At 46.1% G+C, this 14,932-nt stretch carries 14 protein-coding genes; 5 read left to right on the top strand and 9 right to left on the bottom strand.

The window, feature by feature from the left end; translation table 11 throughout:
* Positions 1–9: 9 nt before the first annotated feature.
* From ACMXYO_RS14735 to epmB, 7 genes are all read right to left on the bottom strand, one after another.
* Entirely contained in the window at positions 10–813 is an 804-nt protein-coding gene (locus ACMXYO_RS14735; RefSeq protein ID WP_415885870.1) for a group I truncated hemoglobin, read from the bottom strand.
* 10 nt (positions 814–823) lie between these two features.
* The gene (locus ACMXYO_RS14730) at positions 824–1,177 is read right to left on the bottom strand and encodes a c-type cytochrome (RefSeq protein ID WP_415885868.1); all 354 of its coding nucleotides are present in this window, start codon (positions 1,175–1,177) and stop codon (positions 824–826) included.
* 6 nt (positions 1,178–1,183) lie between these two features.
* Positions 1,184–1,765, bottom strand: coding sequence for a DUF3365 domain-containing protein (locus ACMXYO_RS14725; RefSeq protein ID WP_415882482.1), 582 nt, complete (start codon positions 1,763–1,765; stop codon positions 1,184–1,186).
* A 47-nt stretch (positions 1,766–1,812) separates the two neighbouring features.
* Positions 1,813–3,123: a cytochrome c3 family protein gene (locus ACMXYO_RS14720; RefSeq protein ID WP_415885867.1), complete on the bottom strand. Its 1,311-nt coding sequence runs from the start codon at positions 3,121–3,123 to the stop codon at positions 1,813–1,815.
* Positions 3,124–3,138: 15 nt separating this feature from the next.
* Positions 3,139–5,121 (bottom strand): FAD-dependent oxidoreductase, encoded by a 1,983-nt coding sequence (locus tag ACMXYO_RS14715; RefSeq protein ID WP_415885866.1) that lies wholly within the window; start codon positions 5,119–5,121, stop codon positions 3,139–3,141.
* A 351-nt stretch (positions 5,122–5,472) separates the two neighbouring features.
* Positions 5,473–6,624 (bottom strand): hypothetical protein, encoded by a 1,152-nt coding sequence (locus tag ACMXYO_RS14710; RefSeq protein WP_415885865.1) that lies wholly within the window; start codon positions 6,622–6,624, stop codon positions 5,473–5,475.
* A 119-nt stretch (positions 6,625–6,743) separates the two neighbouring features.
* A complete protein-coding gene (gene epmB / locus ACMXYO_RS14705; RefSeq protein ID WP_415885864.1) occupies positions 6,744–7,757 on the bottom strand; it encodes an EF-P beta-lysylation protein EpmB in 1,014 nt (337 codons plus the stop codon).
* Positions 7,758–7,883: 126 nt separating this feature from the next.
* Between epmB and efp the strand changes: the two genes are divergently transcribed.
* A complete protein-coding gene (efp, locus tag ACMXYO_RS14700; protein ID WP_415882477.1) occupies positions 7,884–8,447 on the top strand; it encodes an elongation factor P in 564 nt (187 codons plus the stop codon).
* 54 nt (positions 8,448–8,501) lie between these two features.
* On the opposite strand, the gene ACMXYO_RS14695 is transcribed toward efp, so the two are convergent.
* On the bottom strand, positions 8,502–9,479 hold the full coding sequence (locus ACMXYO_RS14695; protein WP_415885863.1) for an ion channel: 978 nt from the start codon (positions 9,477–9,479) through the stop codon (positions 8,502–8,504).
* A gap of 189 nt (positions 9,480–9,668) precedes the next feature.
* Between ACMXYO_RS14695 and epmA the strand changes: the two genes are divergently transcribed.
* Both epmA and ACMXYO_RS14685 read left to right on the top strand, forming a co-directional pair.
* The gene (gene epmA, locus ACMXYO_RS14690) at positions 9,669–10,637 is read left to right on the top strand and encodes an EF-P lysine aminoacylase EpmA (RefSeq protein ID WP_415885862.1); all 969 of its coding nucleotides are present in this window, start codon (positions 9,669–9,671) and stop codon (positions 10,635–10,637) included.
* A 17-nt stretch (positions 10,638–10,654) separates the two neighbouring features.
* Positions 10,655–11,080, top strand: a complete 426-nt coding sequence (locus tag ACMXYO_RS14685; protein ID WP_415885861.1) for a hypothetical protein — start codon at positions 10,655–10,657, stop codon at positions 11,078–11,080.
* 3 nt (positions 11,081–11,083) lie between these two features.
* On the opposite strand, the gene ACMXYO_RS14680 is transcribed toward ACMXYO_RS14685, so the two are convergent.
* Positions 11,084–12,235, bottom strand: a complete 1,152-nt coding sequence (locus tag ACMXYO_RS14680) for a MalY/PatB family protein (protein ID WP_415885859.1) — start codon at positions 12,233–12,235, stop codon at positions 11,084–11,086.
* A gap of 299 nt (positions 12,236–12,534) precedes the next feature.
* Between ACMXYO_RS14680 and ACMXYO_RS14675 the strand changes: the two genes are divergently transcribed.
* Together ACMXYO_RS14675 and ACMXYO_RS14670 are read left to right on the top strand one after the other, a co-directional pair.
* On the top strand, positions 12,535–14,076 hold the full coding sequence (locus ACMXYO_RS14675) for a 2-isopropylmalate synthase (protein WP_415885858.1): 1,542 nt from the start codon (positions 12,535–12,537) through the stop codon (positions 14,074–14,076).
* A 33-nt stretch (positions 14,077–14,109) separates the two neighbouring features.
* Positions 14,110–14,928, top strand: coding sequence for a hypothetical protein (locus ACMXYO_RS14670; RefSeq protein ID WP_415885857.1), 819 nt, complete (start codon positions 14,110–14,112; stop codon positions 14,926–14,928).
* Positions 14,929–14,932 lie beyond the last annotated feature (4 nt).

The following is a 14,932-nucleotide window of genomic DNA, read 5'->3' as shown; positions in this document are numbered from 1 at the left end:
TGTGACTCCTTAGCGATTAAGCACGTCATCTTTAACGCTACCGGCAATACCTGCGATTTCGCCGATATCAGTTTCACTCACGCCGAGTTCAGTCAGCGTCGCGGCTAGGTTTTCAACTACCGCATCAAAGTGGGTTTCGTTAAGCCCTTTAAGGTGTTTGTGTCCTTCACGCATATATTGCCCGGTGTAGTTGTGTGGGCCGCCGAATACCATAGTTAAGAAGGCTTTTTGCTTGGCTGCTTGGCCATCCATATCAACATCGTCGAAGTAGTGACTGATACGGTCATCAGCAAGCACTTTGCGGTAAAAAATATCGACGACAGCATCTACCGCTGCTTCGCCACCAATTCGCTCGTATAAACTCATCTCTTTTTCCTCTTGGACTGCCCCGCCTTCTTTCGGGCGATTAAGAACATCATCTCTTACACTTTCCGCGATACCTGCGATTTCTCCGATATCATCATTGCTAACACCTAGTTCCGTTAGGGTCGCAGCTAGGTTTTCCACTACCGCATCAAAGTGGCTATCGTTTAGCCCTTTGAGGTGTTTATGGCCTTCGCGCATATCCATGCCGGTGTAGTTGTGGGGTCCACCAAAAACCATGGTCAGAAAGGCTTTTTGTTTTGCAGCTTGACCATCCATATCAACATCATCGAAGTAGTGGCTGATACGGTCATCTACTAATACCTTGCGATAAAAAATATCCACTGCAGCATCAACGGCGGTTTCACCGCCAAGTCGTTCATATAGGGAGGCTTTGCACTTATTGGTGCCTCCAAAAATTGATTTCAATTTGCTGAAGAAACAACCCATGTTAGATCCCTCATTCTTTGATTTGTGAAAGCATGTAGCCAACTGCTAAGCCGATCTCTTCGTCAGAAAGATCTGTAAAACCACCTTTAGCTGGCATCAGGCCAATACCATTAATGGCATGTTCAACCAGAACGGTCTTGCCCTGAGTCGCGCGTGTTTTCCACATCTTTTCATTGCCAACGATAGGGGCACCGTTAATGCTTTGTGCATGGCACGCAAAGCATCGGCCCTCTACGATCTCTTTCCCTTGTTGCAATTCGGGAGATAGAGCAGCAGTCTTCGTTGTCTCGCTTGAATCACATCCTGTGGCGATAAAAGACACTAGGATTAGTGTGAGCAGCGACATCAGAGCACCGTTAAACATGGCTGATTACTCGCCTAGAGGTACACGGATAACAACACCACCCATAACATCACCGAGTTTAAAGTCTGTTTTAGGGCTATCTTTATGACCGTTGTGACAGCTCACGCAGGCTTTTACAGAAGCAACATCCGCGTAAACCGCAGTGAAGTAGTCTTTGCCACCTAATGTTTCTGTTCCGTAGAAGTTTTTACCTAGGTTTTTGGCTACGTACTCAAGGCCTTCTTTCTCCATGTCAGTACGTGGAGCGTTTTGTGAATTGATTGGCCAAATTGACTGGAGGGAATATGTGAAGTCATCCGTTACTTCAGATACAGATTCATAACCTAAACGGAACATCTGCGCTGGAAGTGGTACACCGTTATCTACATCTTTCCAGTGCTCAACTGGCATAACGGCATCAGCTCCTTTAGGGCCAAGACGACCAACAATGTATTTTGTGTAGTTAGTACGGTCAGCATTCATTACTGCGAAGAGTGCGTCAGTGTGTTTGCTTGGATCGATACCAACCGCTTTCTCTTCTTCCTGACAGCCTGTGATTGCTAGTGCAGTTGCCGCTATTGCAGTGGCTAAAGTTACTTTTTTCAGCATAGTATTTTCCTCGTTCCCCAAGTTCTCATAAGTAAATCGGTATAGGGCTATTTAGCTTCTCGGTCTAAAACCATCTGGATCGACGGAATGTTTTGAGAAGGTAGCCCTTTAAAATTGTTTTCAATCAGTACTTCGTCAGCCAAAGCGTCGATGCTGAATGAAAGGGAGTGACAATCCATGCAAACGCTTCGGATCATCTTTTCATTCGGACGTAAATTCATGCTTTGGTTGTGCTGTACGCGAACGACCTCTTCACCAAACTCTTTGTGCACTTCGCGCGGCATATGACAGGTCGCACAGGCCACGCCGCTGCCTGCAGGCAGCTCGCCTTTTAGCTCTTGCTTCCAAAGTTCTGCATGAGGTGAATTCGCGTAGTTTTGTGTATGGGTATCGTTGTGACAGCTGGTACAGGATTCGACAGCAGCGAGCTTCGGCTCAGGTTTATGAGCATCGTGGCAGCTTGCACAGTCCAGGCCTGTTGTATCAGCGTTCTCGTGGAAAGCGGCTCGACCGGTGACTGGAGACATCTTGCCCAACCCTACCGATAGTTTCATACCGTGCTTTCCTGCCAAAAAGCCTTTTTCTTCGTGGGTATGACAGCTATTGCATGCGGCAAGACCTGGATCGTCTTGCCATGCTTGTCCTTGTGGTGCATGGCAGCTGGTACAGTTCACACCAGCTGTCGCATGGATGCTTTCACTCCACTCTTTAAGGTGTTCAGGCGAGGCAGAAGGCGCATCAGCCTGATCTATTGATAGACTTGCTTTACGTTCGATTGATTGCGTACCGGTTCGAGCTAAAACTTGGGCCATCGCTTTGATCATCGGGCCTTCGTTGTTGCTCAAAAGGAAATCTTCATAGAGTGCGCGGTTGTCGTGATAGTTGTGGCAACCTGCCGAGGCGCAAGTGTCAAATCCCATGCCTTCATGACTTGGTCGTTCTTCGGCAATATCTGCATGACACTCGTAACAGAAGTCGTCTGGTAGCGTTACACCCATCTCGAAGGTTTGATCTTGTTTATGTTCGCCATGACAGGTCACGCAGCTCACGGCATTGATCTTTTCGAGTCGATCAGCGTTACGTGGGTCGGTAAACTTTTTGATTGGATGTGAATCGTGGGAGGTTTTCAGCTCTTCTTGGTGGCAGCCTAAGCACGCATCATGGATGACCTCTTCACCACCAAAAGGATCGGTGTGGCAAGTATCACAACTCATCTCGATTTGATGGTGACCGTGTGTCGCTTCACCGATTATGAAGTCAGGCTTCTGTTCTTCTAAGAACATCTGGTAACCAAAATAGCCTGCCAGCGAAAAGCAAAGCACTAACCAAGCAAGCCAGATAGATAATTTACGACTCATGAATATCTCTCCGACCTAGAAATAGTAAACACTGAGAATGTGGAAGCTTAAAAGGGCTGGAAGAGGCCAGCTCAGTAGCAAGTGACCCCAAAAGCCGATGCTGCGCAGTTGCTGACCGACATTGAAGGAAAGCTTATGTTGCATGCCTATCGCGAGGCTGATCACAATGCCTAAACCCGCTAAGAGTAAAAAATTGATCAGTAGCCATTGGTTAAGGGCTTGACCACTATTGAATCCGGTATGGGCCAATAAAATGACTAGGCAGAGGAGGGCCAAAATAGTGTGTAGACTGCGCCACAGTTTGTAAGAGCCAAGCTTGAGTGCTTTGCTGCGTTTCTTAAGCGACATAAGAAGGCCAACAACCGTGAGGCCTAACAGCGTGAACCCAGTTACTTGCTTGTAGAAACCATCGTTCCAGAAAAGATCTAAGCGCATCGAGTCTTGCACGGATGTGCTGACAGTAAACGCTGGCACCATAAGATAGGCGATCAATGCGGCTAATACCCCTAAAGAGGTGATCAATAAATTTCTGCTGTCCGGTGCGGCTTGTTGCTCTGCTTCGGAGCCAAGAATTTGTTGAACAAGTGGCTTACAACTACCACATGTGGTAGTAGCGCCTGTGCATTTGGCAATCGTTTCCATGGTGCAGCAGCCTTGCTGGTCCATGGCGTAGCTGAGTTGCCCACGAGTCACGTTGTTACAGTTACAGATCACTGCGGTTTCTGGCCAGTTTTCTGGGCTATTAGACGCTGGATTCCAAAGGTTTCCGGTAAAGCGGAAGCGCAAAATCTGCCATGTGTAAACTCGGCGTTGGTGGGTGATCAGCTCCTGAATACGAGGGATCTCATCCCAGTCGCCAATCGCCATTGCACCGACAATTCGTCCTTTGCGAATGGCTAGTTTGCGATATCCGCCATCTTTGGCCTTGTAGCTGAAAAACTGATTTTTATCGTAAGGCTGATCGTCTAAGACGTTACCCATACTGAATACGGATTCGCCGACGACTTTAAGGCGAGCAATGCTATGAGAGCCTAAATATTGGCTGTCACCTTGAGTCATATGGTTGGCAGCAACAGCGGCTTGTTCGAAGCCTGGAGCTACCAACCCGTAAACTTTGTCCCGGTGTTCCGCGCATTCACCAATGGCGTAAACATCCGGATCAGATGTTTGTAAGCTATCGTTGACGCGAATGCCGGTACCTACTTTGATCCAAGCTTTACGCGCTAACTCAATATTAGGTTTGATACCTGCAGAGATAAGTACAGAGTCACACTTGAGTGTTTTGCCATCACGCAGTCGGACCCCTTTTACTCGTTGATCACCGACTATACCTTTAACTCCGGCTCCGACAATGACGCGAATCCCCATAGATTCAAGCTGGCTTTGTAGCATTACAGCGGCTTCATCATCTAACTGTTGATTCATGATGCGGCTAGCTTGCTGGACCAAAGTGATGTTGGTCATATTGCCTTGCATGGCACGTGCGGCTTCTAAACCGAGCAGGCCGCCGCCAACCACAACTAAATCTTGGCTGCGTGTTGTACGTGCTTTGAGTTTTTCGGCATCGCGCATGTTGCGGAATGTGAATACACCTTCCAGATCTACACCAGTGATATGTGGAACGTGTGCACGAGAGCCCGTGGCGATGACTAGCTTGGCGTAACTGTAATGATTAGCTTCTGAATCTGTAACGCTGTGGTTTTCAGTATCAATCGACACGATCTCTTTGCAGAGGTATTTGAAAAGAGGGTCGTTATCTAATTCATCGAGTGGAAGTAATAAGTTTTCTGCGGAGTCTTGACCTGCAAGTAAGGCGCTCAGGCGAACGCGGTCATAGGGTAGGTAGGGTTCATTACCAAATAAAATTACGGGTGCCTGAGGTGCGTTTTTGCGCAACTCTTGAATAAACCTAAATCCAACAGGACCTGCTCCGACCACAATGATCGCTTGATCCCATTTGTCAGCACCGTTGCCCACTTTTGGTTGTACTTCGCTCATTATTTGCTCCCCTCGGTCGTACTCAATGACCTTGGTAGTTATAGAGCAAAAGGCTTGCCAAAAATGTTTTGTATGTACATTTTTTTATTTAAATCTATTTAAATTCAATAGGTTAGATTAATGTTTTTTATATGTATGAATAGGATTGCTCTTTATGTTGCTGTGCACCATAAATTAGCTTGGTTAAAAAATAGCAATAAAACTGCGCAAAAAAGTTACGTAGTCGGTGTGCCAAAAAGGAGCAAAAGCGGTTTTTTGAGGGGGATGATTTAACCTGTTTGCCCCAATTTGGATAAAATTGAGGGGGGGAATTAGTAAGCGTGATTTAAGGGTTAGCAAAAGGCTTTATAGTTACACGACTAGATCAACCTGCTGTAAGGTGCCGGTCTCGCCTTCCTCTGTAAGAAAAAGGCCTGTTGCACGAATCTTTCCTGCCATTTCGTCACTATATTGGCCAGCACTTAGCTCCCAATCCGTACGGGAATAACCAAGATATAAAGCGCCAATATCTTTGTCGGCTAAGGTGAACATGCTGCTACTGCCATCATCATGCTGAACCCAGATGCGTAATTGATCCCAGATCGCATCGCCTTCATCGATAAAACCGTTGTTATCATCATCGTAGGCTGCGAGCTCTTTAAAGCCATTACCTGACTGTGCGCCAAACAGCTCGTTACCATTATCAATTGAGCCATTGTTGTTTTTGTCCAGGGCGATATAGCCGCTAACATCATCAAGACGATGAACGGTATCCAGTTCACCATCACTATCTATATCGAACTCAATCGTATCGGCGCTAAGTTCGGCGGCTTGGCCAGAAAAGTTGATCACGAGAGGATCTTTAAGCGCTGCCCCCAAACGAATTTGAAAACTGTGATTCTCGCTGAGTGAGCGGCTCATATTGAGTTGTAGGTTAAGATCGATAACCCGGCCGTCTGTAGTGCGCACTTGCCCTTGGGCTTGAAACTGGACTTGCTCGGTGGAGGTTGTGGTTTCGCTGTAGCTGTACTCGAAGCCGTGTTCCAGGGCTTCGCCAGAAGTAATACTCAGTTGGCTAGCAGATGTTGTTGCTTGCTCCGTAGTAGCATTGTTACCGCTATTTCCTACAGCTTGAGCATCTAACATGCCGACATTGAAGCTTTTGCCAGTCATGCTTTCAAACAGCTTTTTTAGAAGCTCTATTTTGACTTTATCTTCTGGGTTTAGCTCAAATAGGCTTGAGTTACTCCCTGTCGCCTTTGTGATTAGTTGGTCAAGGCTGTATTTACCGACATTTTCCCGTTCCATCTGTTTGCGGAAATCGGCATAGGTTGAGTCATCAGCTTGAGTGCTTTGATTTACTTCTTTTACTACCCGCTCCCTGTGGCTACCTTCGACCAAATTTTCTTTATTGAAAGCATCGCCAGCACGAATATAACCCTCGGTTAGATGCTCTCTAATTTCGGTATAGGTCGATTGGTGTGCTGTACTCTCCAGTGCAATATCAGAAGCGGCAATACGCATTGCTTCACCCTCTAGTGCTAATTACTCCATTCGATAGTTATCGGCAGCAGTCGAGGGAAGCAAAGGATGAAACCCAGAATATGAAAAAGTTTCAGTTTCCTTTCGTAAGAACGGCGGGGTTAGAACAACAGTGTTTTAGAACCCTTGCCAGGAATCTCGCGAGCAAGCTTTGGTACTAGGTAACCCGGTAATGTTGCCTGCAGTTGTTGGTGCAACGCTATGGCTTGCTCGTCAGGGATATCAAAGTGAGCTGCGCCTTTTACCGGATCTAGGGTGAATAAGTAATAGGGTAGAATTCCGAAATGAAAGAGCTTCTCACTCAGATCTGTTAGCGCGGCTAGGCTGTCATTTACGCCTTTGAGCAACACTGCTTGGTTTAAGACGGTAACGTTTGCTGTTCTTAGATCTGCGCTAGCTTGCTCAACCTGTTGATCCAGTTCATTAGCATGGTTGGCATGAAGAACCATCGCGATATCGAAACGGCTATTAGCAAAGAGTGTGGTTAACTCGGAGGTGACCCGCTGCGGGATTACTATTGGTAAACGGGTGTGAATTCTTAACCGTTTTAGATGAGGGATCTCTTCTAAATCAGTAATCATTCTGCATAAGCGTTTATCCGAGGTTGCAAGGGGATCGCCTCCTGAAAAAATTACTTCGGTAATGCTTTTATTTGCATTTAAGTACTCAAGTACTTGTTGCCATTGCCCAGAACCTAAGCGGTTGTCTTGATAGGGGAAATGGCGGCGAAAGCAGTAACGACAATTTACTGCACAAGCTCCACTTAGAATAAGCAGTACACGACCATGGTATTTGTGGATAAGTCCATCACTGTGGTTTGCGGCCATCTCTGCAAGAGGGTCGGTGACATAGCCTGGAATATCAGCGCTTTCTGCATCTAACGGCAGAATTTGGCGTAGCAAAGGGTCATTTGGATTACCTTTTTCAATCCGCTGTAGAAATGGCTTTGGTACTTTGAGTGAGAATAGATCGCTACCTTGTCGCGCGCCATTGAGTAGCGACGCGGGGAGATCTAATAGCTTAAGCAGCTCGGCTGGATCATCAACTGTGTGACTCAGGAGCTGTTGCCAGTCGGCTTCTTCCGTGACGGGAATGGGATTAGAAATAGAATTCATGATGTTTTTGTACGGAATTACGACTGAAAGTTGCTCGCATTTTCCTTTCAAGTAGAATGTCTGTCAATTTTACGATCAACAGGGTTTGTTGGTTGAGAAAAACTTACAAGAGATACAGAGAACATTATGGGCAACATTTCTACTAACCAGTTTAAAAATGGTCAGAAAGTAATGATCGACGGCGATCCATGCGCAATGGTTGACGTTGAATTTGTAAAACCAGGTAAAGGTCAGGCGTTCACACGTGTTAAGTTGCGTAACCTGATGTCCGGTCGTATCTGGGAACGTACCTTTAAATCAGGTGAGAGCGTTGAGCAGGCTGATGTAATGGATACGACTATGGAATACTCATACTACGATGGTGAGCTATGGTACTTCATGGATCCAAATACTTTTGAGCAGGTAGGTGCGGACGAAAACGCAGTTGCTGAAGCTAAGCCATGGTTGAAAGAGCAAGACTCTGTAACGGTTACTTTGTTCAACGGTAACCCAATCTCTGTGACTCCTGCTAACTTTGTAGAGTTAGAAGTAACTGAGACAGATCCAGGCCTTAAAGGCGATACTGCTCAGGGTGGTTCTAAACCAGCTACATTGAGCACTGGCGCTGTTGTACGCGTTCCTTTGTTTATCAACGAAGGTGAAGTACTAAAAATTGATACACGTACGGGCGAATACGTTTCTCGCGCGTAATGTTGTTAAGGGGCAGATCACTCTGTCCCTTTTCCTCTCCTAACTTTATTTCTCCTACCTTGTCATCTTCTTGACGAACACCACTACAAACAGCGCCATTGTAAAACTGCCTAAAAAGGCTTCAATAGCTGCAACAAACCTTGCGAGCCCTATAGGTGCTATGTCTCCATAGCCCAGTGTAGTGAAGGTTACAACGCTGAAGTAAATCGCATTGAGGAATTCTAAGAAGATCGCTATGGCACCGGTGCTGTCTGGGTAGATTGGATTGGATGCGGTTGTTCCGAGAAAGAAATACACCAGTGCGCACAGCAATATCAGACAGACTGAAAACATTACGACCCTGATAGGGGATTCGCCGTAACCACAAAACAGATCGACCCCTTTTGAGATAATTCGCCGAGAGCTGTACATGGGCATTTGGTAGCGCCTGAAGATCATCTCCTTCTTGAAGAAATGACCTGCAATCTCAAAAAGCCCCTCTTTCTCGCATTGTTTGCGGATAATTCGTGCGACCTCTTCGGCCTCTTGGCATAAGGATACGGCTTCTTGAGGTTTTTTTTGCTGGAAGGCTTCAAGTGCTCTTCGTTCTTGTTGGAGTTCATCTCCCCAATTGATATTTTCAAGTCGGGTGTGGCTTAGATCTGCACCGAGTAAGTTACAGTTTTCTAAATGGGCACAATGAAGGTTGGCACCTGCCAAGGTGCTTTTCATTAAGGAGGAGCCTCTAAGGTCTAGCCCAAAACAATGCGCATTGCGCAGATTCGCGCGGTAAAAGTCAGCTTCCCGACATTGATAACCCTGCTTGCTACCACGGTTTACTAAATTGATATCTTCCAACTGCGCGCGTGATAACTGAAATCCATCGAGAGGCTTGCCTGCTTGAGCCCATTTTTCCACAGCGTTCTTTACGCCTTCATCCTGGCTTTTATCCACAGAAGGGTCGTGCCAGTAGCATAGGCCTGAGTCATTGGCGGGTTCACTGCATTGCCAACCATCTGGATTGCAATAAGAACAGTTTTTAGGTGTTGTCATGGCTGCATACCTCTACAGCGACTGTTATTCGCTGATATGCACAGTGCTCTTAAGTGTAGAAGGGGATAAGTGAAGTGACCAAACGGATGGACAGTTACGTATGTGGGTTCATCGATTTAATTTTTATTGGAGGGGGTCAAGCTGATAAAGTTACGCCTAGTGGTTTTAGATGGAATAAGTAACTTCAGTATGAATGATTGGCAGCCTTCAGCTTCAATAGACAACTTGCGTAAACGCGGCGAGTTATTCGGATATATTCGTGATTTCTTCAAGCAGAGAGGTGTATTAGAAGTAGATACGCCAGTGATGTCTAACTGTGCGGTGAGTGATCCTTTTATCGATAGCATTGAGGTAGATTACCGCGAAACGTTAGGCGCAGAAGGGCGACAGTTATATCTGCAAACATCACCCGAATATGCCATGAAACGCTTACTAGCTGCTGGCAGTGGGCCGATCTATCAGATGAGTAAGGTGTTTCGAAATGGCGAATATGGTCGTCGTCACAATCCTGAATTTACTATGTTGGAGTGGTATCGCCCGGGCTTTGATGATACTGACCTGATAGATGAAATTGAAGCCTTGATTAAGCCTGTTTTACAGTTAGATCAGGTAGAACGTATCACCTACTCGGATCTGTTTTTCCGTTATTTAGGCTTCAGGCCGGAAGAAGTCGTTTTAGAAGACCTAATTAAAGAAACGCGGAAGCATATAGATATCGAGCTAGATGACTCTGATCCGGATACTTGGCTGAATTTGTTGATGTCTCATGTCATCGAACCACAGCTGGAACAGGTTGATGCCATTATTGTGATGGATTATCCACAAAGCCAAGCAGCATTGGCGCGAGTGCGAAAAAATTCAGCGGGAATAACTGTCGCAGCAAGGTTTGAGCTGTTTGTTAGAGGTGTAGAGTTAGCGAATGGCTATTACGAACTGACAGATAGTGTCGAACAAAAGCGTCGTTTGGATGCTGACCAAAAGCAAAGAGCTACATTGGATCTGCCGCAGCGCCCTCTTGATACACGTCTTGTGGACGCGCTGGAGGTAGGAATGCCTGATTGTGCTGGCGTAGCCTTAGGTGTTGATCGGTTGTTGATGTTAGCGCTTAGAGAATCTTCCTTAGCCAATGTTATCCCTTTTGATCTGCCGCGTGCTTAAGTGGGGTATGTTAATCGATGAATGAGTTTAAGTTGGTTTACGGTGGTTATCAGAGCCAGCTTGGGCTCTATTGCGATATTTTGGTTGATGATCAGCCACTACTTGATTGGGTGAGTGATTATGAAGCGGCTTTTGCAGGCAGTATTAGTGGCGCCTACATCTGTGGTTTTAATAAAGAGATGTTGCAGCGAGCTTGTACTGATAGTGAGATCGTATTGACGCCATTTGTGTGTAACTGCGGTGATATAGATTGTTGGCAGTTAAACCTAACGCAATCTTGTTATTCAGATATCGTTGCTTGGCACAATTGGAATAATCCAGCTCGGTCTAAACAGGATGGTTGGGATTATCGAGATTTTGCTCCGCTGAATTTCTCAGCGGAGCAGTATTTTGATGAATTGAAACGCGCTCTTAAACTGATTGAGTCTAAGTCGGATCTTTAGGTTTTAGGCTGGTAGTTCATTGACTAGTGCACGTTTAATTCGGCGAACGGCTTCTTCGAGCGTGCTTCGTGTGCAGCCGAAATTCAAACGCATATAGTTATTGTCGCCAAAGTCTCTTCCCGGAGACATACCTATACCAGCTTGCTCAAAAAAATGTGCAGGGTTGGTCAATTTCGCTCCTGATACATCGATCCAAGCAAGGTAAGTGGCTTCAATTGGGGTGAGTTTTAGGCCGGGGATCTGATTGATCTCCTTTTGTAGGTAATCGCGATTAGCTCTGAGGTAATCAAGCTGTTGTTGATTCCACGCTTCCCCTTCCTGATAAGCGGCAATAGCTGCGGTGTATCCAAGTAGGTTCACATCAGGCACAACACCTTTCTTAGTGTTAATAAATTTCTTACGTAGCTCTGGATTACCAATAATGGCAAAAGAACAGCCCAAACCGGCGATATTAAAGGTTTTACTTGGCGCCATGAGCGTTATCGTTCTTGCCGCGATCTCGGGGCTGAGTGAAGCAATAGGTGTATGTTGCAGCCCTTGTTCGAGAATCAAATCGCAGTGTATTTCGTCTGAACAGATATAGAGATCGTGTTTAATAATGATCTCTGCAAGGCGTTTTAGTTCTTCTTTGCGATAGACCGTACCACCGGGGTTATGAGGGTTACAAAACAGTAAGAGCCGCGTTCTATCGGTGAGGGCATTTTCTAACGCATCAAAATCGATGATCTTGCGGCCATCAATGTCCTGCATTGGTAGTGTGCAAACCTCACGATCTGAGAGGCGAGGAGCCGACATAAAAGGCGGGTAGATAGGTTTAGGGGTTAAAACTGTATCTCCACTTTCACCGAGGCTGCGGCAAGCGAGGTTTAGACCACAAACTAAACCGGGTAACCAAACAATGTCATTGCTGTTGACCTCCCAGTCGTAAAAGTTCTGCATCCTTTGGATGACCAACTCATTAAGCTCAGCAGGAACATTTGTGTAACCAAAAACACCGTGGTCTATACGTTCATGTAGTGCTTTAATCACGGCGGGCGGAGACATAAAGTCAGTGTCGGCAACCCACATAGGTAGGATGTCGCTATCACTGTATTTTTCCCACTTCTGACTCGCTGTACCTTTACGGTTGATTTGATAATCAAACTCTGTGGACATGATCTCTCTACTTGTTCGTTATTTGCCGAAAACACGGGTTGCAAAACAGCCGCCCGGCGTTATAGTGGTGGGCATTGGATTACCACACAAATCCCTGTAGCTATGAGCTATCAAGAGAGTAAAGCAACGCGAAGTTTTAAGACTGGTTTTTATTGTCGATAGCGTTGAAAACTATCCCTGCTTTTTGAACAGTATAGTGCTCTCCTGTCCTTTTTTTGAATACAGATTTTGTAAAGAATTTAGAGAGCAGCGATAATTGTAAGTATTGATCGCTGGTGAGTCGGTTTGGAGCAAACCTTATGAGCAATGACAATCGTGTAATTATTTTTGATACAACTTTGCGTGATGGCGAGCAAAGCCCTGGTGCATCAATGACGCGTGATGAAAAGCTGCGTGTAGCTAAGCAGCTTGAGAAGATGCGTGTTGATGTAATTGAGGCTGGTTTTGCTATTGCGAGTCCGGGTGATTTTGAGTCGGTAAAAGCGATTGCAGAAGCTGTGACGGAAAGTCGCGTTTGTTCTCTATCCCGTGCGCTTGATGCTGATATCGACCGTGCGGGTGAAGCACTTCAGAATGCAGCAATGGGTCGTATCCATACCTTCATTGCAACGTCACCTATCCACATGAAATACAAACTGCAGATGCAGCCTGACCAAGTGGTTGAGCAAGCAGTAAAAGCAGTAACGCGTGCGCGTAACCTAATTGATGACGTTGAATTCTCGTTAGAAGATGCGAGCCGCTCTGAATTGGACTTTATGTGCCGTATAATCGAGAAAGTAATCGATGCTGGTGCACGTACAATTAACATCCCAGATACTGTTGGTTATGCGGTACCGGGTGAGTTTGCTCACACAATCGGTCAGCTAATCCAGCGTATTCCAAATGCTGATAAAGCGATTTTCTCTGTACATTGTCATAACGACTTAGGCTTAGCTGTAGCTAACTCTTTGGCTGCTGTTGGTGCTGGTGCGCGTCAGGTTGAATGTACGGTAAACGGTCTAGGCGAGCGTGCAGGTAACGCTTCTCTAGAAGAGATCGTGATGGCGATCCGCACTCGTAAAGATACGCTAGGCGTAGAAACGAATGTCGATACAACTCAGATCGTTCCGGCATCGCGTTTAGTCTCTAGCGTGACAGGCTTCCCTGTTCAGCCTAACAAGGCAATCGTAGGTGCAAATGCCTTCGCACATGAGTCTGGCATCCACCAAGATGGTGTTCTGAAACACCGTGAAACATACGAGATTATGACCGCTCAAGATGTGGGCTGGAACACAAACCGTATGGTACTAGGTAAGTTGTCTGGTCGTGCTGCGTTCCGTACACGTTTAGAAGAGCTAGGTACAACATTTGCGACAGACTCTGAACTAAACAATGCTTTCTCTCGCTTTAAAGAGCTTGCTGATAAGAAGAGCGAGATCTTTGATGAAGATCTAGTGGCTCTAGTAAGTGATACTCGCGCTACAGCAAGCAGTGAGCAGTTCAAGCTAACAAGCCTATCTGTGACTTCTCAAACAGGTGAGACGCCTGTTGCTAAGATTGTGATGCAAGTGGGTGACGAAGAGAAAACTGCGGAAGCTACTGGCGGTGGTCCAGTGGATGCTGCATTTAAAGCGATTGAGATGATTGCAGATTCTGGTGCGAGCTTGCAGATCTACTCTGTAAACGCTGTGACAGAAGGAACAGACTCTCAAGGTGAGGTAACTGTACGCTTGGAAAATGCTGGCCGTATCGTCAATGGCCTAGGTGCAGATACTGATATCATCATCGCTTCTGCAAAAGCCTATATCCATGCTTTGAATATGCTGGATGCAAACGTTCAAAAAGCTCACCCTCAGGTGTAACTGAGGATTCAGCGTTAAGACAAGGTAGTGGCTATGGAGCAAGAACAGCTTAGGCATCAATACCTGGATGCAATGGGCATATCCAGTTGGCTACCTTGTGCTTCTCTAGCGGGAGCGAAACCATCATCTGATTGGGTTGATGATTTTCTGTATCCCGCTCCAGAAATTCCTTTCGATTCTCCAAATCGCCCTCAGCAGCAAAATGTAGCTAGTACAGCACCTGTTTCTAGAAAGTCATCTCCTGAAACTATGCAGCAGGGGATGTCAGAAGCTCGCGCTGCGTTAGGTTTAGTGTCCGAAGAGGTTAATAAGACTGTTGTAGCTCCTACCACTGACGCTGCTGATGTAGTTGCTGAGTCTAATGAAGTTCAAACGCAGGAGCAGGATGAAGCTCCAGTCTTTAAGCTTGTCTTCCAGCGGATCGGTAGTGTGTTGATTGTGGACAGTTTGCCGCCTCAGGGAGGTAATTTTGCTAACAATTATCAACAGTTAGCTGCTGCCATCGTGGCTGCTTTAGGTCGATCAGGTCCAGCTGAAGCTGCTTTTATGCTTCCTTGGCCTATGTTTGCTAGCAAAACCTTAGATCAGGGTTATAAGCAGGCGCTAAGTGCTGTTCAGCATAAGCTATCAAAAGAACTGCAAACTGATGAGGTACAAACGGTTCTACTCTTTGGTGAAGCTGCTGTTCAAATGGTGATGGATCGTAAAGAGAGTCTAGAAGAACTGAAAGGTATCAGCTTCACGATTAAATCTGGTGTTAAAGCGATTGCGACCTACAGCTTGACTGAAGCGATGCAGCTCCCAGGAATTAAGCGCCAAATCTGGTTAGACCTGAAATCTAGCGCGGCTTAAACTT

The sequence above is a fragment of the Neptuniibacter sp. QD37_6 genome (assembly GCF_047778085.1).
Lineage (GTDB): Bacteria > Pseudomonadota > Gammaproteobacteria > Pseudomonadales > Balneatricaceae > Neptuniibacter.
The sequence above is the reverse complement of the archived record's forward strand: the minus strand, read 5'-3'. Positions and strand labels throughout refer to the sequence as shown.

What these genes read in the sequence shown, in the direction of transcription:
- ACMXYO_RS14735 (WP_415885870.1), bottom strand. Translation starts at nt 813, where the DNA reads ATGGGTTGTTTCTTCAGCAAATTGAAATCAATTTTTGGAGGCACCAAT.
- ACMXYO_RS14730 (WP_415885868.1), bottom strand. Translation starts at nt 1,177, where the DNA reads ATGTTTAACGGTGCTCTGATGTCGCTGCTCACACTAATCCTAGTGTCT.
- ACMXYO_RS14725 (WP_415882482.1), bottom strand. Translation starts at nt 1,765, where the DNA reads ATGCTGAAAAAAGTAACTTTAGCCACTGCAATAGCGGCAACTGCACTA.
- ACMXYO_RS14720 (WP_415885867.1), bottom strand. Translation starts at nt 3,123, where the DNA reads ATGAGTCGTAAATTATCTATCTGGCTTGCTTGGTTAGTGCTTTGCTTT.
- ACMXYO_RS14715 (WP_415885866.1), bottom strand. Translation starts at nt 5,121, where the DNA reads ATGAGCGAAGTACAACCAAAAGTGGGCAACGGTGCTGACAAATGGGAT.
- ACMXYO_RS14710 (WP_415885865.1), bottom strand. Translation starts at nt 6,624, where the DNA reads ATGCGTATTGCCGCTTCTGATATTGCACTGGAGAGTACAGCACACCAA.
- epmB (WP_415885864.1), bottom strand. Translation starts at nt 7,757, where the DNA reads ATGAATTCTATTTCTAATCCCATTCCCGTCACGGAAGAAGCCGACTGG.
- efp (WP_415882477.1), top strand. Translation starts at nt 7,884, where the DNA reads ATGGGCAACATTTCTACTAACCAGTTTAAAAATGGTCAGAAAGTAATG.
- ACMXYO_RS14695 (WP_415885863.1), bottom strand. Translation starts at nt 9,479, where the DNA reads ATGACAACACCTAAAAACTGTTCTTATTGCAATCCAGATGGTTGGCAA.
- epmA (WP_415885862.1), top strand. Translation starts at nt 9,669, where the DNA reads ATGAATGATTGGCAGCCTTCAGCTTCAATAGACAACTTGCGTAAACGC.
- ACMXYO_RS14685 (WP_415885861.1), top strand. Translation starts at nt 10,655, where the DNA reads ATGAATGAGTTTAAGTTGGTTTACGGTGGTTATCAGAGCCAGCTTGGG.
- ACMXYO_RS14680 (WP_415885859.1), bottom strand. Translation starts at nt 12,235, where the DNA reads ATGTCCACAGAGTTTGATTATCAAATCAACCGTAAAGGTACAGCGAGT.
- ACMXYO_RS14675 (WP_415885858.1), top strand. Translation starts at nt 12,535, where the DNA reads ATGAGCAATGACAATCGTGTAATTATTTTTGATACAACTTTGCGTGAT.
- ACMXYO_RS14670 (WP_415885857.1), top strand. Translation starts at nt 14,110, where the DNA reads ATGGAGCAAGAACAGCTTAGGCATCAATACCTGGATGCAATGGGCATA.